At 43.0% G+C, this 22405-nt stretch carries 20 protein-coding genes; 7 read left to right on the top strand and 13 right to left on the bottom strand.

Annotated elements, in window-relative coordinates:
- Window positions 1-203 precede the first annotated feature (203 nt).
- Window positions 204-1277, top strand: coding sequence for a GGDEF domain-containing protein (locus AB5Z01_RS08655; protein WP_195220670.1), 1074 nt, complete (start codon window positions 204-206; stop codon window positions 1275-1277).
- A gap of 48 nt (window positions 1278-1325) precedes the next feature.
- Here AB5Z01_RS08655 and AB5Z01_RS08650 read toward each other — a convergent pair whose 3' ends face one another.
- Window positions 1326-1628, bottom strand: coding sequence for a hypothetical protein (locus AB5Z01_RS08650; protein WP_368365467.1), 303 nt, complete (start codon window positions 1626-1628; stop codon window positions 1326-1328).
- Between the two features lie 292 nt (window positions 1629-1920).
- Here AB5Z01_RS08650 and AB5Z01_RS08645 point away from each other — a divergent pair, with 292 nt between their 5' ends.
- On the top strand, window positions 1921-3138 hold the full coding sequence (locus AB5Z01_RS08645) for a hypothetical protein (protein ID WP_287214406.1): 1218 nt from the start codon (window positions 1921-1923) through the stop codon (window positions 3136-3138).
- 77 nt (window positions 3139-3215) lie between these two features.
- On the opposite strand, the gene AB5Z01_RS08640 is transcribed toward AB5Z01_RS08645, so the two are convergent.
- Both AB5Z01_RS08640 and AB5Z01_RS08635 read right to left on the bottom strand, forming a co-directional pair.
- Window positions 3216-5789, bottom strand: a complete 2574-nt coding sequence (locus AB5Z01_RS08640; protein WP_368365466.1) for a right-handed parallel beta-helix repeat-containing protein — start codon at window positions 5787-5789, stop codon at window positions 3216-3218.
- Between the two features lie 242 nt (window positions 5790-6031).
- Window positions 6032-6820, bottom strand: coding sequence for a ZIP family metal transporter (locus tag AB5Z01_RS08635; RefSeq protein ID WP_022288479.1), 789 nt, complete (start codon window positions 6818-6820; stop codon window positions 6032-6034).
- A gap of 226 nt (window positions 6821-7046) precedes the next feature.
- Here AB5Z01_RS08635 and AB5Z01_RS08630 point away from each other — a divergent pair, with 226 nt between their 5' ends.
- Both AB5Z01_RS08630 and spoIVA read left to right on the top strand, forming a co-directional pair.
- Window positions 7047-8606, top strand: a complete 1560-nt coding sequence (locus AB5Z01_RS08630) for an SPOCS domain-containing protein (protein WP_117957667.1) — start codon at window positions 7047-7049, stop codon at window positions 8604-8606.
- Window positions 8607-8618: 12 nt separating this feature from the next.
- Complete coding sequence (gene spoIVA, locus AB5Z01_RS08625) at window positions 8619-10094, top strand: stage IV sporulation protein A (protein ID WP_022288481.1); 1476 nt, start codon at window positions 8619-8621, stop codon at window positions 10092-10094.
- 84 nt (window positions 10095-10178) lie between these two features.
- Here spoIVA and AB5Z01_RS08620 read toward each other — a convergent pair whose 3' ends face one another.
- The 9 genes from AB5Z01_RS08620 to AB5Z01_RS08580 all read right to left on the bottom strand — a co-directional run bounded on the left by AB5Z01_RS08620 (window position 10179) and on the right by AB5Z01_RS08580 (window position 17961).
- Window positions 10179-10517, bottom strand: a complete 339-nt coding sequence (locus AB5Z01_RS08620; RefSeq protein ID WP_022288482.1) for a hypothetical protein — start codon at window positions 10515-10517, stop codon at window positions 10179-10181.
- Between the two features lie 21 nt (window positions 10518-10538).
- The gene (gene prmA, locus AB5Z01_RS08615; RefSeq protein WP_117876250.1) at window positions 10539-11504 is read right to left on the bottom strand and encodes a 50S ribosomal protein L11 methyltransferase; all 966 of its coding nucleotides are present in this window, start codon (window positions 11502-11504) and stop codon (window positions 10539-10541) included.
- A 177-nt stretch (window positions 11505-11681) separates the two neighbouring features.
- Window positions 11682-12416: an ABC transporter ATP-binding protein gene (locus AB5Z01_RS08610; protein WP_038670818.1), complete on the bottom strand. Its 735-nt coding sequence runs from the start codon at window positions 12414-12416 to the stop codon at window positions 11682-11684.
- Window positions 12417-12443: 27 nt separating this feature from the next.
- Window positions 12444-13298, bottom strand: a complete 855-nt coding sequence (locus AB5Z01_RS08605; protein ID WP_147337897.1) for an ABC transporter permease — start codon at window positions 13296-13298, stop codon at window positions 12444-12446.
- A gap of 5 nt (window positions 13299-13303) precedes the next feature.
- Window positions 13304-14428 (bottom strand): CDP-glycerol glycerophosphotransferase family protein, encoded by a 1125-nt coding sequence (locus AB5Z01_RS08600; protein WP_287214400.1) that lies wholly within the window; start codon window positions 14426-14428, stop codon window positions 13304-13306.
- On the bottom strand, window positions 14428-15264 hold the full coding sequence (locus AB5Z01_RS08595; protein WP_256322002.1) for a glycosyltransferase: 837 nt from the start codon (window positions 15262-15264) through the stop codon (window positions 14428-14430). The genes AB5Z01_RS08600 and AB5Z01_RS08595 overlap by 1 nt, the downstream gene beginning before the upstream one ends.
- Before the next feature lie 395 nt (window positions 15265-15659).
- Window positions 15660-16616 carry a hypothetical protein gene (locus tag AB5Z01_RS08590; RefSeq protein WP_287214398.1) on the bottom strand — a complete coding sequence of 319 codons (957 nt, stop codon included), beginning with the start codon at window positions 16614-16616 and terminating at the stop codon, window positions 15660-15662.
- Between the two features lie 241 nt (window positions 16617-16857).
- On the bottom strand, window positions 16858-17223 hold the full coding sequence (locus AB5Z01_RS08585; protein WP_022288488.1) for a MerR family transcriptional regulator: 366 nt from the start codon (window positions 17221-17223) through the stop codon (window positions 16858-16860).
- Window positions 17224-17238: 15 nt separating this feature from the next.
- Window positions 17239-17961 (bottom strand): carboxymuconolactone decarboxylase family protein, encoded by a 723-nt coding sequence (locus AB5Z01_RS08580; protein ID WP_287214396.1) that lies wholly within the window; start codon window positions 17959-17961, stop codon window positions 17239-17241.
- 247 nt (window positions 17962-18208) lie between these two features.
- Here AB5Z01_RS08580 and AB5Z01_RS08575 point away from each other — a divergent pair, with 247 nt between their 5' ends.
- Window positions 18209-18943, top strand: coding sequence for a D-alanyl-D-alanine carboxypeptidase family protein (locus AB5Z01_RS08575; RefSeq protein ID WP_368365465.1), 735 nt, complete (start codon window positions 18209-18211; stop codon window positions 18941-18943).
- A 166-nt stretch (window positions 18944-19109) separates the two neighbouring features.
- On the opposite strand, the gene AB5Z01_RS08570 is transcribed toward AB5Z01_RS08575, so the two are convergent.
- The gene (locus AB5Z01_RS08570; RefSeq protein ID WP_368365464.1) at window positions 19110-19982 is read right to left on the bottom strand and encodes a LysR family transcriptional regulator; all 873 of its coding nucleotides are present in this window, start codon (window positions 19980-19982) and stop codon (window positions 19110-19112) included.
- A gap of 199 nt (window positions 19983-20181) precedes the next feature.
- On the opposite strand from AB5Z01_RS08570, the gene AB5Z01_RS08565 reads away from it, so the two are divergent.
- Window positions 20182-20613 (top strand): MarR family winged helix-turn-helix transcriptional regulator, encoded by a 432-nt coding sequence (locus tag AB5Z01_RS08565; RefSeq protein ID WP_022288492.1) that lies wholly within the window; start codon window positions 20182-20184, stop codon window positions 20611-20613.
- 25 nt (window positions 20614-20638) lie between these two features.
- Window positions 20639-22396: an ABC transporter ATP-binding protein gene (locus AB5Z01_RS08560; RefSeq protein WP_330019217.1), complete on the top strand. Its 1758-nt coding sequence runs from the start codon at window positions 20639-20641 to the stop codon at window positions 22394-22396.
- Window positions 22397-22405: the final 9 nt, after the last annotated feature.

Genomic DNA, 22405 nt, shown 5'->3' with positions numbered 1-22405 from the left:
ACTTTATTTTATCAGATTTTTGCCTATCTCTCTTTTCTTTTTTCTTAATTTTGTCCAATATCTATTGTAGCACTACATTCATCATGATAATTTGTACAAATTTAGTCTTGCAAAAACGTTTAAAATAGTATATAATATATCTGTTAAAGTAAAGTGTTTTTGTTTATAACATTAAACCAAATATCAAAGAAAGAAACAAATGTATGAAAATAAAAAAAGAAATAAACCTCTTTGCAGGAATGTTCACCGCAGAGGAAATATATCGCTATGGTGATATCATACTGCTGTTAGGTCATATAATATATCTTGTGCTGTTTTATCGGTTCGGAGTATACCAAATGGTATATTACAACTATTTCAGCGTAGCATTCTATGCAGCGATGTATTTCCTGCTTCATTTTAAGAAGATAGGCAAAATGTCATTTACTTACCTTGTGCTTGGCGAGATAATAGTACACGCCTGCATGGGTGCTTATTACATAGGCTGGTCAGCAGGATTTACGCAGATAATGCTGTGTATAATACCTATTCCATTTTTCATTGTACAAAACAGGAAAGCGATACCATATATACTTTCGTCCTTTGATGTTGTTGTGTTCATAGTCATGCGTATCATAGTCACAAACAGGGTCGCACCTTACAGCTTTGATACCAACAGAGAGAATATCTTATACATTTACAATACTCTATGCAGCTTTATTATAATTATCTATGTATCTTCCATATACATTTTCACAAATGAGCATAACAAGCGTGAAGCAAAAGCACAGAACGAAAAGCTTCAAAAGCTCGCTACTATCGACCCACTCACTCAGCTTTTCAACCGCCGTGCCATGATGGATTTTATCAAAAAGATAGAAAGCAACAGCCGCAGGACAAACAGCGTATATTCTATGTGTTTGGGCGATATCGATGATTTCAAGCACGTTAATGATACATATGGTCACGAAGTCGGTGACGAGGTTCTTAGAGTGGTATCAGATGTTATAGCTGGAAACGTGCCTAGCGAGGGCTATGTGTGCCGTTGGGGCGGTGAGGAAATACTATTCGTTGTGCCAAATACAGACACAGAAAGCTGTGAGAAGATAGCAAAGAGCATTTGCCAGAAAATACATGAGTGTACATTTAAGGAAAATTCTCGAAGTTTCAATATATCCATGACTTTTGGAGTTTACTCAGTGACTCCGAACGAAAACTATGACGAGGGTATCTCAAAAGTGGATAAGTTGCTATACAAGGGCAAAAATCAGGGCAAAAACTGCGTTGTATCTAAATAAAATCAAGGCAGCCGTGTAGGAAAAACTCCACGGCTGCCATTTTCATGCCTATTTTGCAGAGAGATATCCTCTCATGTCTACAGAAAGGCGTTCCTCAAGACATATAAGCTCCTTGGCAATGTTCTTGGACTTCTCGTCTGCCGCCTTATAATTGTTGAGATATCCAGACAGGGACTTCACGCCCATATTACAGCCGTCTGTTATAAAATCTGCCACAGCGTCGTCACTGCTCTCTGCCGCAAGCTTGAAGTTGGTTTTAAGCCATGCCATGCCCTTTGCCATAGCAGGCGGTTCTTTTCCGCTGTCATGATATGAATTTAAAAGTCCCTGAAGCTTCTCTTGTATCTCCACATGCCCTGCAAGATTTTTCTCTAACGTTCGCTTTAGCTCTCCGTTTGAAGTGTATTTCAGCGAATCCTCAATAGACTACACGCCCATTTTTATTCCTGCATCGCACTCCCTGAGAAGCTTTATTGTATCCTTTTCTATCATCTAAATTCGCTCCTTTCATAATTGCAAATAGTTTTCCACAAAAATTTCTCTTTATGCCTGCATAAATTCAGCAAAACTATTGAAAAATCTTTAAATTTGTGATATAATTTCTTCATGGCTTATGCCTGAAGTATATAAGGGGGTATTTTAAATGGGAGAACACAAACATTACAAAGAGTCGGGCAAATTCAGCCCAGTTGGAGCAGTGCTCATGGTGCTTGCAACGGCAGTATGCGGCGGATTGATTTTCTGGCTCTATCTGCTTTTTGAGGGCTGGTGCACTATCATCTATCTCAACGTTATCGCTGCGATAGCGGTGTCATGCGCACTTGGCTTTGTGGGAGGAAAGATAGTCAGAGCATTCAAAATGCGAAACACAGTTGTGGCAGTTGCCTGTGCAGTGGTGGGCTTTTTATTAGCCTCATATTTTAAATGGGCGCTGTATGATTACAACGATCTGAAAAAATATGGCTATGAGCTTATGGGTGAATACACAGCCTATGATTATTATGACGAGCTGAATATGCTTTTCGATGAAAACACAGACGGCTTCGGTGATTATTATGACTTTTATCACCAGACCAAGGCATATGATCTTTTCAGCAACGATTCAACAGGCGATTTCTCAGACAAGGACATTGCCACCATGCAGAAAAAGTCTGTATGGCAGTTTTTCGAGCTTGACAAGCTTCTTGGCAAGGATAAAAAATCCGCACAGAAAAGCCTTGAAAAGTCATACACCATGAACGCTTACGACTACACTTATGATTACAGAGATTATGATAAAACAGGACTTTTTGACATAATCGCACACCCTTCCGACCTTTGGAATGATATAAAGTCTATCAACAAGGAGGGTCGCTGGTCTTACAAGTCATCACATTCATCAAAAGATAACGGCTCGCTTGTGAACGGCACGATCCTGTGGATAGTATGGGGCAGTGAATTTATCCTTCTGCTGGCTTTCCTTGTGGGCGGTGTGAGAATCAAGTCAAAAGAGCCTTTTATCGAGTCTGAGGACGATTGGGCAGAATACAAAAACCTCAAGGGTGCATACAAATTCATGGTGCCTGAGGACATAAAGTCATTTAAGGTTTCAATGGAGCAAAGCCCTTACACGCTTTTTGATTATCAGACGGCTGTTACTCAATTCCTGCCTACATATATGGTGATAGATTGCTATGTGAGCAAGTCAGGCAATGAGAATTATCTAACAGTTTATCAGCAGACGATCAACCCTAAGAACAAAAATCCTGACACAAAGGTGCTTGTGAAAAATCTCTTTGTTGACGGTGATTTCATGAACAGGCTCTATTCCCTTGCAAATTTTGCTCCGCAAATGCAGGACGTTCAGCAGACACCACAGTAAGGAAAGAATAAAGACATACAAAAAAAACACGGCTGAAAAAAAATATCAGCCGTGTTTTTTATGCCAATTTTTATAGCTTACAGCCAAGCGCCGTAAATAGTTTCCCCTGTAAGCTCACGATATGAGCGCACTCTAAGATCCAGCATATCGGCTCTCGCCTTTGCAATGACCTGTGAAGGTGAATTGTAGTTCACCACTATGGCAGGCTCTCTGTGAGATGTGTGGTCAAGCTTATCCTTGACCGCTTCTGCTACCTCATAGCCCTGTGATTTCATTGTAGGCTTGCCCGTAACGATAGACTTGCGGTTAAGCTCCTGTGGCTTTATGACCATCACATTGTCAGACTTTAGTGTTATGTCAAACTGAAAATCAGCCGAGTCGCAATACTGACCAATGCCTATAACCGTCACCTTTGCAGTTCCAATGTTCACGTTGTCAGAGTAAACTGTTCTGTAATCAACGTCAGGAATAAGCGTTTCTCCGTCTACAAAAACGTCAAATATCTGTGTTCTCTCCTTGCCAGTGTATGACATAGAGCCACGCATATTTGTGGTACAGCCCACAATAGTGAGCTTTGTTTTTATGCTCATATCCGCACTGTCGCTTCCCTCTTGGACACTGTCAACAGTATCAAGAAAAGCTTTCACTTTATAAACATATCTTGTTTTTGGAACAAGTCCATAGTCTGTAAATGAAGTGCCGTCTGTTACAGTAGCTATCTGCTCAAACTCTGCGTCCTCAGCGTCGGTCCTTCTGTAAACATAATAGCCGTCAGCCTGCGACACCTCGTCCCATGTTAAAGTGAGCTTATCAGAGCAGATATCCTGCGACTTTACGTTATCAGGTGCATTCAGAAGCACTGCCGCACTGCCTGTGACGTAAATATCGCCCTTGCTGTTGTCAGCAAAGCTGTTTCCGCTTATTTTAACCTGAGATTTCTTATTAGCTTTTATTCCGTAGCCTTTATTTTTATTGCAGGTGTTGTTGAAAAATTCCACAGAAGCGCTGTTGTCAGCCATAAGACCGCTTAGACCGTTTTCTTCAAGGATATTGTCAGAAGCCTTACCGCTTCCGCCAGTGAATATAAGTCCGTGATTTTTAGACTTCTTAACAGTGTTTTTTCTCACATCTGCCTTAGCTTCTTTGGTTATCTTTATGCCGTTGGAGCCTGCGGAGGTTATAGTATTGCCTGATATGGTATTTTTATCAGAACCGCCTGAAACATAAACTCCCGACACGCCTGGCTTTTTAATGGTATTTGAGCTTACCTCATTGCCTGAACCACCGCTTATATAAACGCTGTTCTGCTTTGTGCCTGTAAGCTTATTCTTGGTCACAGTCACCTGTGACGATTCACTGAGCCATATAAGATCCATGGAATAATTATATCTGTCATAGTCATAGCTTATATCGTTAGAACCTATGAAAATTCCCGAAACGTCCGTGAGCCTTACTGCCGAACCAGCTGTTTTTATAGTGTTGTCTACTATCTTCACGCCCTTTACAGTGTAATTGTAATCAGGGTGTGAGTATGACTTTTCAAGCTTCTTGCCGAATATCTGGATAGCATACGGCTGGGGATAATAATATGTACCCACTACAGTTATGTCGTTGTTTCTTATTATGGTATTGGCATTATCGTCAAGACGATCCTTTATGCCTGCATAGCCTGAATTAGGCACATGGAAATTTGCATTTTCATAATCGGTCATGTACTTGAAATCTATGGCACAGCCAACGTTTTTCATAGTATTGTTTTCAATTATACATTTTTTATGATTAATAAGTACGATAGCTGTTCCGCTCATATTATAAAATGAGTTGCCTGATATAAGTGTATTAGTATAATATACACCAAGACAAGCTGAATGTGAGCCAAGACCTCTTATAAGGTCATGGAATTTGTTGTTTTTTATTACAGCATTGTCGCAAGGGGTATCGTCAAAAGGCTCATACGCCGGAAAAACATCACTGTTACTTATGGTATCTAGCTGTATAGCCTCTTTCTGAGATGTTCCCGTATAGCCGTGAAAATCGCAGTCCTCGATAGTGATGCCCTTTACTCCGCCTATCTCAACATGATGACCATTGTAATTGTTTTTTATCTCAACGTTCTTTATCCAAAGGTTTTTCATGTGACCAAATCTCATATTAGAAAATGGTCTTGAAGTAGGCGAAGGGTTGCCGTCCCAACAGCCTCCTTCGATAACGATATTTCTCTCGCTGCCATATCCACCCGCACCATTTGCCTGAGCGTTCTTTATCATACAGCCCTTGTCAAAATTTCTGACGATAGTCGCTCCGTCCTCAAGATACAGCCAAGTGTTTGAATATATCTCCAAAAGCTTGTCTATCCTGTATTTTCCTTTCGGCACAACGACCTTTATCTGCACAGAGTTGGAGCCGTTGTCAATGGCGTAGTCAAGGGCTTTCTGTATCGCCTTTGAGGAGTCTTTCTTTCCATTTTTGTCTGCGCCGAAGTCAAGCACGTTCACTTCAAGCGCCCCTGAATATCCGCTTATTTCCGCACCGCTGGCTTTTGTGCCGGTGATAGTGGAATAATCATAAGCAAAGCACCTTACTGTCATAAGCATAATGGCGAGTAAACACGCCGCTGCAGAGGCAATAAAGGTGCGAGTGATCTTTGTCAATTCTCATCTGTCCTTTCGTTGTCTTAGGGTTATCGCTGCTCTCTTTTTGTTCTTTTTATCTTTTTAGCAGAACATATTTTACACATATTCAATTATACCAAATCATGCCCCGTTTGTCAACCGAAAAACGTCAAAAAGACGAAAGCAATAACTCACAAAGTCAACACATGATACTTGTGCGTTATCACAACAAAAAAACTGCGGTGAAAAATTTTACCGCAGTTTTTAACAAATATGCCTTTTTATCCTAGCGCCACATCAAGTATCATCATAAGCAAGAAGCCTAGCATTACGCCAACTGTTCCCATGTGACCTTCCCCCAGATGTGCTTCGGGGATAAGCTCCTCCACCACCACATAGAGCATTGCTCCTGCGGCAAAGGCAAGAAGCCACGGAAGAAGCGGTTGGATAGCACCTGCGGCAAGAACGGTGAGAAGTCCGAAAACAGGCTCAACAATTCCAGAAAGAGTGCCAAGGCCGAATGCTTTCGCCCTGCCCATGCCCGATTGCCTCAGCGGCAGTGCGATAGCCGCACCCTCCGGAAAGTTCTGTATTCCCATGCCTATGGCAAGTGCGATAGCAGAAGCCAGCAGTACCGAGCTGTCATTATGTGCCGCCAGTGCAAAGGCAAGACCTACTGCCATGCCCTCCGGGATATTGTGCAGTGTGATAGCGAAAATAAGCATTCCCGAACGCTTTAGCCCCCTGCGGACGCCCTCTTCCCTTTCAGGCTCAGGTAGAAAATAAGGCATTGCCTTGTCAAGCCCCATAAGAAACAGCACGCCTAGCGCAAAGCCGCCTGCGGCAGGTATCCAGCCTATCCTGCCGAGAGCTTCCGCCTCGTTTATGGCAGGGATAAGCAAGCTCCACACGCTTGCGGCTATCATAACGCCTGCGGCAAAGCCTAAAAAGGCTTTCTGCACCTTTTCGCTCTGCCCCTCTTTTCTCATGAAAAAGACCACAGCCGCACCTAACGTCGTCATAGAGAATGTAAAGCCCGTGCCTGCCGCAGCCCAAAGTAGACCATTCATACTATTATGTTTCCTTTCAGACAGTATTATGTCAGATACAATGACATATCTTAGTCTATGAAAAGCCTTTACGCTGTGTGAAAAAGCCTCTGCCGACAAAAAACGTTAAATTTGTCTGAGATTTTCAGAATATGACCCGTCCCAAGTGAATATAATGTTCTCAGCAGGGCATTACAAGCCCTTTACGATCGTATGATCAGTTTATTTTTAGGAGGAAACAGACAAGATGAACACTATGGATCTTAAGCTTAACAGAGAGATGCTGTCAATGACACGGACTATCCTTGACGCCTCCTGCGAGCAGGCTGTGGAAAAGGATTTTCTGCTGCCCGACTATTATCCCGATATTTTCAGGGTACTGAAATGCGTTATCATGCCAACAGTACAGAGCCATTCCATAAACGGCGGAAAGCTCAGCTTTGACATGGCAGTGCTCATAAGAGTGCTTTACATCAGCCAGAATGACAAGCGGATAAACTGCATCGAACAGAAAATGAACTACACAAAGTCTTTCGACCTGCAAGGGGATTGCGGCGACCCTATGATATGGCTCACGCCAAAATGCGATTATGTCAACTGCCGTGTGGTAAATCAGCGCAGACTTGATATCAGGGGTGCTGTGACTATCCACGCAAAGGTGACGGGCGAAGTAACTGTGCCTATAGTCACAGACGCATTCGGCTGCGGCATTCAGCTTAAAAAAGTTGCTGTTACATACCCTGCAAAACGTCTTACCGCTGCAAAGCGTATCACACTAATAGAGGAATTGCAGCTTTCTGCGGCAAAAGCCCCTGTTGGCACTATCCTGCGGACAGATTGCCGCATTATCCCACAGGAACACAAAATGATAGCAGGCAAGCTTGTGACAAAGGGCGACGCTGAGATAATGATGCTTTACTCCTGCGTAACTACCGATGGAGAAGAAACCGCTGAAACAATGCGGTTTACTCTGCCGTTCTCACAGATAATCGACATAGACGGCATTGACGATACTTTCACCGCAGACGTGAGGATAACCCCTGCGGGGTGTGATATCATACCAAAGTCTGACGATTCCGGCACACTTGAATGTGAGCTTGTGCTTCTTGTGAACTGCGTTGCCAAAAAGCTTTCCACCTGTGAGATCGTCACAGACGCATATTCCACCTGCTTTGAGTGCGAGGCTGAAAGGTGTGAAAGCAAGCTTGACAGCGAAAGCATAAAGTTATCTGACAGCCACAGTGTTACTGCAAAGCTTTCCTGCCAGGAGGGCGAGATACGCTGTGTTCACGACAGTTGGGCGACCCTTTCCAATGTGACATCAAGGCTTGACGAGGAAAAGAAAGCCTTTATCATCTCAGGAAGCGTGACGTTCTGTATTATCGGCAGGAACGAGGACGGCACTCCCCTTTATCTTGAAAACGATTCGCCTTTTGAGCATGAGATACCCATTCCGGAGAATGTCAATGGTGAGATATCCATATCCCCTGACCTGTGCATAGAAAACTGCACATACTATCTTGCAGACGAAACAACAGCGGAGCTTAAAGCCGATATCAAGATAGGCGGCGAAATGACTATTCAACAGACAGGGACTATGATATCAGAGCTTAGGGTACTCACAGATAAGCCGAAAGAGAAAAATGACAAATACGCTCTGAAAATATGCTACTGCAATGAGAGCGACGATATCTGGGAGATAGCGAAAAAGTATTCAACTTCCATAACAGCCATACTTGAAGAAAACGAGCTTACCGACGATAAAATATCAAAACAGGGAATGTTGCTTATCCCATTAATGAACTAGGAGGACAGACACATGAAAAACGATATTTACACCGACATTGCCACACGGACGGGGGGCGATATCTATATAGGCGTGGTAGGTCCTGTCCGCACGGGAAAATCCACCTTTATAAAACAGTTCATGGAGCAGTTCGTTATACCGAACATTGAAAGCGACTACCGCAAGGAGCGTGCCATTGACGAACTGCCCCAGTCCTCCGCAGGCAAGACTATCATGACCACAGAGCCTAAGTTCATTCCTGAGGAAGCTGTGAACATCACCCTAGAGGGCGGAGCAAGCTTCAACGTGCGAATGATAGACTGTGTGGGCTACATAATCCCAAGCGCCATAGGCTACATTGAGAATGAAGCCCCGAGAATGGTGGTCACACCGTGGTTTGACACGGAAGTACCTTTCAACATGGCGGCTGAGGTGGGAACGCAAAAGGTCATAACAGAACATTCCACCATAGGTCTTGTGGTGACAACAGACGGAAGTATCACCGACCTGCCCCGTGAAGAATACGAGGAATGTGAGGAGCGTATAATCGACGAGCTGAAGCAGATAGGCAAGCCGTTTGTGGTGCTTATGAACACCACTGAGCCTTACTCTCAGCAGACAAAAGACCTTTGCGAACAGCTTTCTGACAAATATGGCACTACAGTTATGCCTATAAACTGTTTGGAGCTTTCGGAAAAAGAGATAAAAGAGATACTTACGCTTCTGCTATACTCTTTCCCTGTGAAAGAGATAAACATCTCAATGCCCTCATGGATAAACTCTCTTGACAAGGGTCACTGGCTGAAAGAAGCGGTTTTCGGACATATCAAGGAAGCGGCTTCGGCTGTGACAAATCTTCGTGACATTTCAGACTGTGCCGAAAAGATATGCTGCTGTGAGCAGGTATCATCAGGCTCGGTGGCCGAGATAGACCTTGGAAAAGGCTCGGCTGTCATAAAGGTAGAGCTTGACCCTGCGCTGTTTTTCAGGATAATAGGCGAAGCCACAGGGCTTGAGATAAAGGACGAAAACGACCTTATGCCGAGAATTTTGGAGCTTGTGAAGATAAAAGAGCGTTTCTCAAAATTCAGCTCTGCCCTTGATGAAATGGAGAAAACAGGCTACGGAATAGTTATGCCTGAAATGAACGAGCTGACCCTTGATGAGCCTGAGATAATAAAGCAGGGTGGAAAATACGGCGTAAGGCTCAAAGCCGCCGCACCAGCTATCCATCTTCTGAAAACCACTATCAACACCGAGGTAGCACCTATCGTCGGCTCAGAAAAGCAATCTGAGGAGCTTGTGCTTTATATGCTCAACGATTTTGAGGAATCACCTGAAAAGATATGGGAGTCAAACATTTTCGGCAAGTCACTCCATGAGCTTGTGAGCGAGGGTCTGCACACAAAGCTTTCAAAGCTTCCAGAGGACGCACGCATGAAGATAAAGGAAACTATTGAGCGCATGATAAACGAGGGCTGTTCAGGACTTATCTGTTTTATTCTCTAAGAGTTTCATAAATGAAAATAAACTGATCCACAAAAAAAGCGTTACACTGTGAAAAGTGCAACGCTTTTTATCTTGTATAAAGTGTTAATTTACGCCCTCTGCAAAGCTGATCGGCACACCGAAAAGCACACCTGCGTTAGGCTGTGAAAGGTCGCCTGTAACATCAGTTATCGCCTTTCTTGCAACATCTACCTGATCGTCTGCAACGGCAACAAAAATGGTCTTGCCCTTCTGTGCAGCGTCCTCGCCGCTGAGAATAGATCTCAGAACGCCGATCATAGGCAGATTATCCATTGTAGAAATAGATTTCGCCATTCCCACGCTGTCAATGACCGTTCCGCCTCTTATGCCTGCCTGTGCCAGCGAACGCATGATTTCGTCTACTAACTCGATTCTCTTGATAACCAAAAACAATAACTGCATTTTGATCCGTCCTTTCATCTCTTATTTCCTGAATGACGCAGCCACCCAGTCTTCTTTTTCTCTTATCTCAATAAGCTCAAAGCCCTCTGCTTTAAGCCTGTCAAGCACCTCGTCTTTTCTCTGGTCGATTATACCTGAAACTATAAGCGTTCCGCCGTCTTTGATAAATCCGCCGAAAATCCCGCTCATGCCTATAAGAACATCTGCCACGATATTTGCACAAAGCAGGTCATAGCCTGTGCCTATCTGCTCCACCAGAGCCTTATCGTCTATGATATTTCCGCAGTAAGCTGTATACTTTTCTGCGCTTATATGGTTTTTCTCTGCATTTTCCTTTGCTATCTTAACAGAATTTTCGTCAACGTCCACCGCTGTTGCACTTTCAGCACCAAGGAGCAATGCGCCGATAGAAAGTATTCCGCTTCCGCACCCAAGGTCAAGTATACTGTCGCCCTCATGGAGATTTTTCTCCACAAGCTCCAGACAAAGCTGGGTTGTGTTATGCTGACCTGTGCCGAAAGATGAAGCAGGGTCTATTTCCAGTATCTTTCTCTTTTCACCCTCAGCGACCTTTTCCCATGACGGCTTTATAAGAAGCTTTTCGCCAACGCAAAGGGGCTTGAAATACTGTTTCCAGTTATTCGCCCAGTCCTCTTCCTTGACGTTTTTAAGCTCATATTCAAGTCTGCCGAACTCATTGTTCACGTCACGCTTTTTGAGCGCTTTAAGCTCCAGCTTCATAGCTTCAAGATTTTCAAGACCCTGAGCGTTCTCAGGGAGATAAACTGTCACTGTAGTTTCACAGTTTTTTAGACCCATAAGGTCATCATCTATATAATCCCAGTTGCCGTCCTTATCATCAAGAAAGTCCTGAAAATCCTTTGCGTCCTTGATAACAAAGCCGTTTATACCCATTCCAAGCAGACTTCCCGTTACTGCTTCGATGCCCTCTGTTGTGGTATATATATCCATTTCAACCCAATTCATAATATCAATTCCTTTCGATAATATCTTATTATAACACATTTTTGCGATTTTGTAAAGCTTTTTGACTATGATTTATTACACAAAATTAAATATTGATAATTGTATATACTTATCAAATATCAACTATAACAGGCGCAAACAAAAAGCTTCCCGTCAAAAAACGAAAAGCTTTCATGATCATTTTTTCTTATCGTAAGCGTCAAAGGCTTCCTCAACAGTGCCGTCCACCTGCACCTTGCCGTCTTTTAGGAATATCGCCCTTGTGCAAGTTTCCTCGATAGCCTTGCGTGAATGGGAAACGAACAGTACCGTTACACCAGTGGCGATAACATCATTTATCTTGTCACGGCACTTCTTCTGAAAGTCTGCGTCACCAACGCTCAGTGCCTCGTCAACAACGAGGATATCAGGCTTGATATTTATATTGATAGCAAAGCCAAGACGCATTTTCATTCCGCTTGAATATGTTCTTACAGGTTGGTCGATATACTCTCCAAGATCTGCAAAATCAATTATATCCTGCTCTATCTCCTTTATCTGATCGTCATTAAGACCAAGCAGATAGCCCTTTAGATAGATATTTTCCATACCCGTCATATCCAGTGAAAAGCCTGCTGTAAGCTCAAGCAATGCGGCAACCTTTCCTCTCACAGTGATAGTGCCGCTGTTTGGAAAGCTTACGCCTGTTATCATTTTCAGAATGGTCGATTTTCCTGCACCGTTCTTTCCGATAATTCCCACAGACTCGCCTGGGTATATCTTGAAGCTCACGCCTTTAAGGGCAGGGTGCTTCTTTACTCCCCTGTTTTTTGTGAAAATAGCCTTAAAACGTGCCTTTTCGTTTTTATATAAAAAGTATTCTTTTTTTACGTCCAAAAATTCAATAATTGGCTCAGTCGCTTGATTTTCCATTTAAAAGTCAGTTCCTTTCAGCCTTTGTTACAGAACGTCAGGAAGTATCTTCCTGAACTTCTTATAGGTGTGCGCTCCGAGGAATATCATAAAGATAAACTCCGCATAGAACACTATAGTTTCGGTGGTATAGTTAGAATCAAAAATAAACGTGTCTGTAAGAAAGCTCTTTCTATAGCCGTTTACAAAATAGTTTATAGGGTTGAAATACATGAGCTTTCTCAGCCACAAAGGTGAGATATCATATGTGTTCCAGAATATACCTGAAAGCCAGAAAAGTCCTGTTATAACAGAGTTTATAAGATTTTCAAAATCCTTGCTGAACGCACTGAGAGGAGCAGTCATCCACGAAAGCACAAGGAAGAAAAAATACATCATCAGCGCATAATAGATAAACTGAAGATTGTAAATACTCGGTCCAAAGCCCAGACACAGCAACACCACATACATTATAGCACACAGCAAAATGTGGATATAAAGTCCCGAAAGTGAGGTAAAGGTCATGATATTTGAAACAGGGAAGGACAGCTTTGTTACAAACTGCTTGTTGCTTCTTATTGACCTCGATCCTCCAACGATACATTCTGAAATATAAAACCACGGCACATAGCCAGTGAGCATGAAGACGAACTGAGTATACTTTCCGTTAATAAAATGCACTCCACCGTTTCTTTTTAAACCTATCTCAAAGGCAAACCACAGTATAAACAGGGTAAAGGTCGGCTTTATAAGCGCCCACAATGGGCCAAGCGCCGCGCCCTTATACTTCTTTTTCAGTTCGTTCACCGACAACATTCTTATCTGTCTGAGCTTTCCCTTATGCTCTTTCAATATCTGGGTAAGCCCGAACCAATCAAACTTTTTTCCTTCTATTTTTATCATCTCCGTCAAAAACGCTCTTTTTCCAAAGCGCTGTCGATTATTCTTTCCGTTGACCTGCCGTCGCAGGCAGACATATATTTTTCCGTGAAACGCTCCACGCCCTCATGGTCAAAGCTCTTTTCACTGTCAAGCACAGCCTGTGCAAGCTTCTCTCCCTCCGTCACCAAAGGCGCAGGCATATCAGTTTTATAATCAAGATAAAAGCTCCTGCCCTTGCTGTAGCTCTCAATATCAGGGGCAAATATCACCCACGGCTTTTTATACAGTGCATACTCGAACACAAGCGACGAATAGTCCGTCACAAGCACGTCTGCCACAGGCATGAGCCTGTTTGTAGCAATATCGCAGTTAGTCAGCCCGCTGTGAAGTCTGGGGTGCATTTTTATAATGACTTTCCAAGCCTCACCAAGCTTTTTTTCAAGCTCTGCGGCATACTCCTCGCCCACGCAATGACAATCCAAAGCATTCCCCCTGAACGTCGGCGCATAAAGCACTATCTTCTTGCCCTTATAGTCGGGATATCTCTCAAAGAACTCACGTCTGCACTGCTCGTTGTAGCTTTCATCAAAGAACACGTCCGTACGGCTGACGCCAAGGGGCTTTACGATATCTTCTTTCAGCCTGAACGCAGACACAAAAGCCTTTATGCACTCTTTACTGCTCACAGTGATAAGGTCAAAATTTCTTGTAACAGAGCCTTTGAAATGGGAAGATATATCCTCCTCGCTGTCATAGCCGAACTTTTTCAATGCTCCGCAGGAATGCCAAAGCTGAACCACTGTGGTTTCCTCACGCTTTTTGCAGGAAGTCACAGGCACAAAATAGTTGCATATGAACACAGCCCTTGCATTTGCGTAAACTTTCATAAAGCTCATCATATATTTAAGCCCCGAGACCATTCCACAGCTTGAAAGGTCGCAGTACATCTCCCTGACCTTATAGCCACGGCTTTGAAGCTCCGCTTTTATAAGTTCCATGCTCTCAGGAGTAGAAACGCTGTTAAGGTCTGCAAGGATAACGAGCTTTTTGTCTATATCATTTTTCTTTGACAGCTTGTAGCACAGCGGCAAAAGCGTTTTTTGCAGTGCTGATTTTATGTGCTGTCTTATTATACGTTTGCGGCTCTCCATTATCCCCTAAGAAACCTCTTATATATCTTGCCTGTCAGCGATTTCGGCATTATGAAAATGAAAAACTGAAAAGTGCATGGAACAATAAAGTCCCACAGGTTTGAATATCCCATACGGAATATCTTCCACCTGACATTCACAAAGGACTTTGTGTTCGCCCAGTTTCTTCTTCTCTCATAATTGTTCGCCGTGACTCTGTACATCACAAGCGTTTTGTCAAGATTTATTCCCCTTGCACCGTCCGCAAGCATTTTCACCACGAACTCATAGTCCTCACAGCGTTTTATATTGCTGTAACCTCCCACGCTCAAAGCACGGGATTTCTTATAAACAAGGGTCTGATTATTGAACGGATTTCTCCGCCTTGCATATTTGTGTATCTCTTTATTGGTCAGTGGCGTTTTCTTTGTGGCTATCACTTCGCCCGTCTGACTGTCGAACTCGTCTATATAAGCCCCAAGCATATCTATCTCAGGGTGCTTCGCCAAAGCATAAAGCGACCTTTCACAGCGGTCAGGCTTAGCGATATCGTCAGAGTCCATTTTGACTATATACTCATTTTTGCAGGCGTCTATACCCCTGTTAGCGCATCTTCCTGTGCCAACATTCTCCTTGAGCCTTATGGGGTGAAAGCACTCGTAATTCTCCTCATAGTAGTCTACTACCTCGTCAAGCTCCTTTGTGAGCTTTCCATCGCACACAAGCACAAAATCGTTCGTCACATAGGTCTGCGACAGCATACTCTCGATACTTGTCCTGAGATGTTCAGGCTTCTCTCCTGCATAAACAGACATAAGCACGCTGTATTCAGGCAACTCCACATTTTTCACTACCATAGCGCACCGTCCTTTTTTCATTCTGTCAAAATTATCCCCACAAATCTGTAGGCTATTCCATTATACCATTAAAACCGCTGTTTGTCAACGCAGGCGGGGCTTAACTTTCCCCAAAATCAACAATAAAATGTTGAAAAAAATAGCGCATTTAAGCAACAAAAGGCAAATAAAAAAATGAAAGAAGGAGCGTATTGCACTATGATCGATCATAGCACACTTAATAGTAATTTGAAAAGAGGCATTTTATCAAAAATAAGTTGAAGCCTTAACGATTGCAATAAATACTATGGATATTTCATAGGTCATAACGAGAAATGCTATTGTCAATATAGCTTTATACATTTCTCTCAAATATTTTAAGTGAAATTATATAAAACAACTCCTGAAAGAGCTTGTCAGAATTTAAAAAACCAGAAGATTTTTCCTCCATATGGATTTTTCTTACTGATCAACATTGTAGAAACTGCATGAACTAATAAAAACATACCGCTTATGATCGTCATTACTAGTTCAAACTGTGATAAGACTGACATAGAATCATCATTATAACCTATATAAACGTTCTTGCTACCCAGAATAATGCAATTTCCCTCGTACCAGAACACATCGGTGCCATTGACCGGCGAATTCGCCTTGATCTGCAGCACCGTATAGGTTGACCGAATGCCTTTCCCATAATGTGATTTGTAATTTCTGACACCGTTCCCGCTATGCACCTTGACATACTTGGAGCTCTGTCGAGAATTTTGATATGTTACATTTCCTGTTGTATGATTTTTCTTACAGGCATATCCAACCACTTGCGTCATACCAGCCACAAAGAAAATCAAAGCAACTACAAGTGCTAAAACCTCAGCGGTATAAAATGCATTCACCAATTTTTTCCTAGTATATATCTCCTCATCACTACTCCACGGTTTATTATGGAAATTGCGAATTGCAGATGGTAACAGGCAAATTGCACCAACCACCCCCAGCAAGGATAAAATCAAACATATAAGTACTGGCATCCTTGTTCCGATAACCAAGTCTGCGTTCACACCCTGTTTTGTCGATTCATCCATAAACATGATGTTACCACTTACCAACACACTTTCATCTGGTTTTAGATGAGACTTGTTTCCTGGATAATAATAATGGAAAAATATCGTTCCCCCATCCTCTCTGGCTTCATCTACCTTTAATACTGCATAACCGCTAGTCCCATGCTTGTCCGCATCCACAACCGTTGCTGACACTGCATCCGACGAAAGCAAAGAGAATCTCGGCACACTATAAAACGCAGTCATAGCAAACAAAATGACACAAACGATGGCAATCACCATTTTTAAAACATTCTTTTTATAAGTCATATACATTCCTCCTGTTTCTCTGCTTCTTTGTCACCGCTATTATTTTCCACATTGGTATTTTCCATATCCTTCGTTTTTATTCTATTATAATGTTAAGTGAATGTTTCCACGATTCCTAGAGAATCATATTATTTATGTTTTATTATAGCATAAAATTGTTAAAAATCAAAGCAGAAAAGAGCAAGTTTTGCAAAAAAAGGGCGGCATTTTACTGCCGTCCTTTGTAACAAGACCTTATCCGTCACTTTATGACCTTAGCGCATATCTTTTCGTAATTGTCTATCTTATAGTTGAGTCTGTCAATAGTCGCAGCTATCTCAGCCTGCTTTTCAAGGAGATCTTTTCTCTGCTCGATAAGCAGATTTTTTCTTGCCTCGATAGTGCTGTCGCCCTGCTGATACAAAGCAACATACTCGATAAGGGCTTCTATTTGCAGACCTGCGCCTCTCATGCACTTTATGAACTCTATCCAATTGCATGAGCTTTCATCATAGTCCCTAAGACCGCTTCTCGTTCTTGGCACAGGCGGGATAAGTCCTATACGCTCATAGTATCTCAGTGTATCGGGTGTAAGCCCGTATTTCTCACTAACTTCAGAAATAGTCATAGCTTTACCTCTCTATTAAAGTGCATTATACTGCTCGTCTGAAACAGGCTCGCACCACTCGTTCGATGTGCCCTCGGCAGGTATCTCAAGAGCAACGTGCGTGAACCACTCGTCCTTTGTTGCACCGTGCCAATGCTTTATCTCCGGAGCAATGTAAACAACATCACCAGGGTGTAGCTTTCTTGCAGGCTGACCCCATTCCTGATACCAGCCCTCGCCATCTGTACAAAGAAGTATCTGTCCGCCCTTGTGGTGGATATGCCAGTTATTTCTGCACTTTGGCTCAAAGGTAACGTTGAACACGCCTACGCCCTTGACATTCAGCGGTTTAAGATAGCTGTTACCGATAAAATACTGAGCAAAGTTCACATTAGGCTCGCCAAGACCGAAAAGTGAATCTGAGCAGCCGTCCTTTTCCTCAGCATACGCTTCCCTTACCATTGGAAAGACAGCCCAAGCGTTAGGCCAGCCAACATAGAATGCGGCGTGAGTGATGATCTCCACCATTTCTGTCTTTGTTACTCCGTGATTTTTAGCGTTCTCGATATGATATTTGATAGAATTGTCTGTAATGCCCTTTGCCATAAGAGCTGTTATCGTAACGATACAACGATCTCTCAGTGAGAGCTTGTCCTCTCTTGACCATACCTCGCCGAAAAGAACGTCATCATTAAGCTCTGCAAATTTAGGAGCAAGGTCGCCAAGACTATTTCTGCCTGCTGTCTGTTTTACTGCCATGGTAATTACCTCCTAGAGTTTTATTTATTGATTACATTTTACCACCTGGAGTTAACTCCAAGTCAAGACCTTTTCTATAAAATCGTCGATATGCACAAATCGTCATGCAAAATTTGTTATCACCGACAATAGCTTAACGCTAGTCCGACACATTAAGAAAATCTTAAGAAACAGTTAAGCTAATACTCGTGCGAAAGCTTCTTTAGTATGGTATCATTGATACAGCAAAAGCAAAGGAGCGGTCATTATGACAAAGAAAAACAAAAAGCATATCGTAATTGCCACTGCAATCATTATTTTGGTTGTGGCATTACTTATATACAGATATTACATTCCTGATATGAAGCCAAAGAAGCAATCCACACCTGCATCAGTGGAATACACCTATGACGACAGCGTGACCTCATCTCAGCTTGCGGAGTATAATGCCCGGCAGGACTGGCAGCTCACATTGGTGAACAATGACACGCCTATATGCGAGAATTGCTCAGTGATACTCACCGCCCTTGACAATGGTCAGGCAGTGGACTGCCGCATTTACCCACAGCTTCAGAAAATGTTTGATGACGCACGCTCGCAGGGGATATATCCAACTATCACATCATCGTTCCGCACCGCAGAGGATCAGCAGGACATACTTGAGAGCAAATATGAACACTATCAGAAAATAGGCTACAGCGACAAAAAGGCGAAAGCCTATGCGGAAGAATGGGTGGCGATGCCCGGCACAAGCGAACACGAGCTTGGTCTGTGCGTCGATATCGCAAGCGGTGACAGCAGAGTTACAAATCAGGAAGTATGGGATTGGCTCGCCAAAAACAGCTACAAATATGGCTTTATAGAGCGTTACACAGCCGAAAAGCAAGATATTACCGGTATTATTCCAGAAGAATGGCACTACAGATATGTTGGCGAAAAGGCGGCAAAGGAAATGTATGAAAATAACCTCTGCCTTGAAGAATATTTACAGAATGTGTCATAAAAATGAAATTATGTACCCATTGTTTGATATGTAATACTGCGGGCGAACGCTGTTCGCCCCTACCACTTATTGATATGCGATTTTATGTATGGGCGACCTGAGGTCGCCCACTAATTATTTTCTTTGCAACATTCACAGCGCTGTATCACCCACCGATACAGTGCTTTTATTTTGCAAACTGATTTTTGAGTATCCCAAGCATATCCTTTGCCTGCTTTTCAAGCTGCGACCTGAGATAATAGACACCGAAAGATATCTCTTTCACGCCTTTTATTGGTATCGCTTTTAGCGGACCTTTGTAAGCGTCCCCTATGGCGGGGAAAATCATAAAACCCAGCCCCGCTTCCGCCATTGCAACTGCGCTTTCATAATCTCCACAGAATATTATCTTATCCACCTTGCCGTTCGCAAGTATCCTGTGCTGCAAGGCAAATATCTCGTCAGGACAAGTGTGGCGCTCTATAAAAATAGGTCTGCCTGAGATATCGTCCACATCAAGGCTATCCGCCTTTGCAAGGGGGTGATCTTTCTGGCAAAGGCACATAAACTGACAGCGGCAAAGCTCCACATAGTCAAAAGGCTGTTTATGAGGACTTTTAAATGACAGAAGAAGCTGTATCTTCTGATCTTTGAGCTGATTGTCTATAGACTTGAACGGAGTAAGATCTATATACGGCAAAAGATCATCATAAAGCCCGGACATTTCTCTTAGGGCAGGAGTCAAAACGTTCAGCTCCGCCTGATTGTGACAGCCTATGCTTATCCTTACAGGTTCGTCCTCAAGCTTTTCTGACAGCCTGAATTTTGCTGAGCCTGCTATTTTAAGTATCTGCTCTGCGTCTGAAATAAACATTATTCCCTCTCTTGTGAGCGAAACGCTCTTGCTCGTTCGCACGAAAAGCTTCACCCCTAGCTCGTCTTCCAAAGAACCTATCTGGTGGCTCACCGCAGGCTGAGTGATGCTCACAGATTCCGCCGCCTTGGAAAAGTTAAGATACTGCGCCACAGCCAAAAAGCACTCCAATTGTACAGTATTCACAAAAAACGCCCCTTTATGTTTGTTTATTTCCGCAAATTGTTTCGTTTGGTAAACAATTCTTAATAATAATTAAATTTGATAGTAATCTATAAAATTCTTTTATTCATTATAACATATTTGTATTTCACTTTCAAGTAAAAGTGTGATATTATTAATTAAAGCAAAATGTTAGGTACAAAAATGTAAGGAGGCGAACAATTTGGCGGATAACAGAAAAAAGAACATTCTGCGGTATTCCAAATACATTCATCTGAAAATAGAATGCGAGATAAACACCATGCTCGCAGGCAAGGGTATAACCGCCGCTCAGAGCCATGTGCTTATGTACATAATGGAACATAATGGCGAGCCTGTTTTCTCAACGGCGATACACCACGATCTGAATATTTCCCGTGCGACGGTATCAGGGCTTATAAAAAAGCTCCGTGCAGGAGGATATCTCTCCTATGAGGGCAGTGATGATGACGAGCGTCACAAGAAGATAATAGCAACCGAGAAAGCCTATACCCTCCAGCAGGACATTTGCGACTGTCTTAAAAAGATAGAAACAATGGCTTTCCGTAATTTTACAGATCAGGAGCTTGACGAAATGGAACGGCTCCAGAAAAAAATGATAGACAATACAATATAAAAATAAGCGAGAGGAGGGATCTGGCTTGAAAGAAATACTAGCACAGATCAAACAGTACAAGAAGGACTCCATTCTGACCCCTGTCTTTACCGCACTTGAGGTCTTTATGGAAATGCTTCTGCCTTTTATAATGGCGAAGATAATCGACGACGGCATTGAAAAGGGCAACATGACAAACGTTTATATTTTCGGTGGCGTAATGGTAGTGGCGGCAATGGTCAGCCTGCTTTCGGGCTTTCTTGCAGGAAAATATGCGGCTTCTGCTTCATCAGGCTTTGCCTGCAATCTTCGTGAAGCTATCTACCGCAAGGTGCAGACCTATTCGTTCTCAAACATCGACAAGTTCAGCACCGCAGGTCTTGTAACAAGAATGACAACTGACGTTACAAACGTTCAGAACGCATACCAAATGATAATCCGTATCGCAGTGAGAGCGCCGCTGATGCTCATCTGCTCAATGGCAATGTGCTTTGCAGTAAGCGGCTCAATGAGCACTATATTCCTTGCAGCTATCGTTCTTCTTGGCATAGTTCTCGGAATCATCGTTAAAAAGACGATGAAAGTTTTCACAGAGGCTTTCAAAAAGTATGACGACCTTAACGCAAGCATACAGGAAAACGTATCGGCTATCAGAGTTGTAAAGGCATATGTAAGAGAGGACTTCGAGCAGAAGAAATTCAAGAAAGCCTCAGGCAACCTCTATAAGATGTTCGTAAAGGCTGAGAGCCTTATCGCACTGAACAGCCCTGTTATGATGTTCGTTATCTACTCCTGCATAATGCTCATAAGCTGGCTTGGCGCAAAGAATGTTGTTGCAGGTACGATGACAACAGGCGAGCTTTCATCTGTTTTCACATATGTTATCTCCGCCATGATGTCACTTATGATGCTCTCTATGATATTCGTTATGATATCAATGAGTACAGCAAGTATCAGACGTATCTCAGAGATACTCAAGGAAACACCTGATCTTCACAACGGTGAGAACCCAGCAAAGGATATTAAAGACGGCTCTGTTGACTTCAACAATGTAAGCTTCTCATACAAGCATGGAAGCGGAAAAATGGTGCTTAACAATATCGACCTGCACATCAAGTCCGGCGAAACTATCGGCATCATAGGCTCAACAGGCTGCGGAAAAACAAGCCTTGTAAATCTTATCAGCCGTCTTTATGACGTTGACGAAGGTTCTGTATGCGTTGGCGGCAAGGACGTAAGAGATTACGATATGGAATATCTGAGAGATCAGGTTTCTGTAGTATTGCAGAAAAACGTGCTTTTCTCAGGCACTATCCTTGACAACCTCCGCTGGGGCAACGAAAACGCAACAGACGCTGAGTGTATCGAAGCCTGTGAGGCTGCCTGCGCTGACGAGTTCATTGAACGCTTTCCTGAAAAGTATGAAACTTATATCGAGCAGGGCGGTACAAACGTATCAGGCGGACAGAAGCAGCGACTTTGTATTGCAAGAGCGCTTCTGAAAAAGCCAAAGGTTCTTATCCTTGACGACTCCACAAGCGCAGTAGACACTGCAACAGACGCAAAGATAAGAGCGGCATTCGCAAAGTCTATCCCAGGCACAACAAAGTTCATTATCGCACAGAGGATCTCAAGCGTTCAAGACGCCGACAGGATAATAGTTCTTGACGGCGGCAGAGTAAACGGCTTTGACACACACGAAAAGCTTGTTGAAACAAACGAGATATACCGTGAGATATATGAATCTCAGGTAAAGGGCGGCGGAGATTTCGACGTTCAGTCAGCAGGAAAGGAGGAAGCTTAAATGCCTAAG

This window comes from Ruminococcus sp. RTP21359st1_H3_RTP21359_211015, from assembly GCF_040909065.1.
In the GTDB taxonomy this organism is placed as follows: domain Bacteria; phylum Bacillota; class Clostridia; order Oscillospirales; family Ruminococcaceae; genus Hominimerdicola; species Hominimerdicola aceti.
Note: the sequence above shows the minus strand (reverse complement) of the source record. Positions and strands in the feature narration are given on the sequence as shown.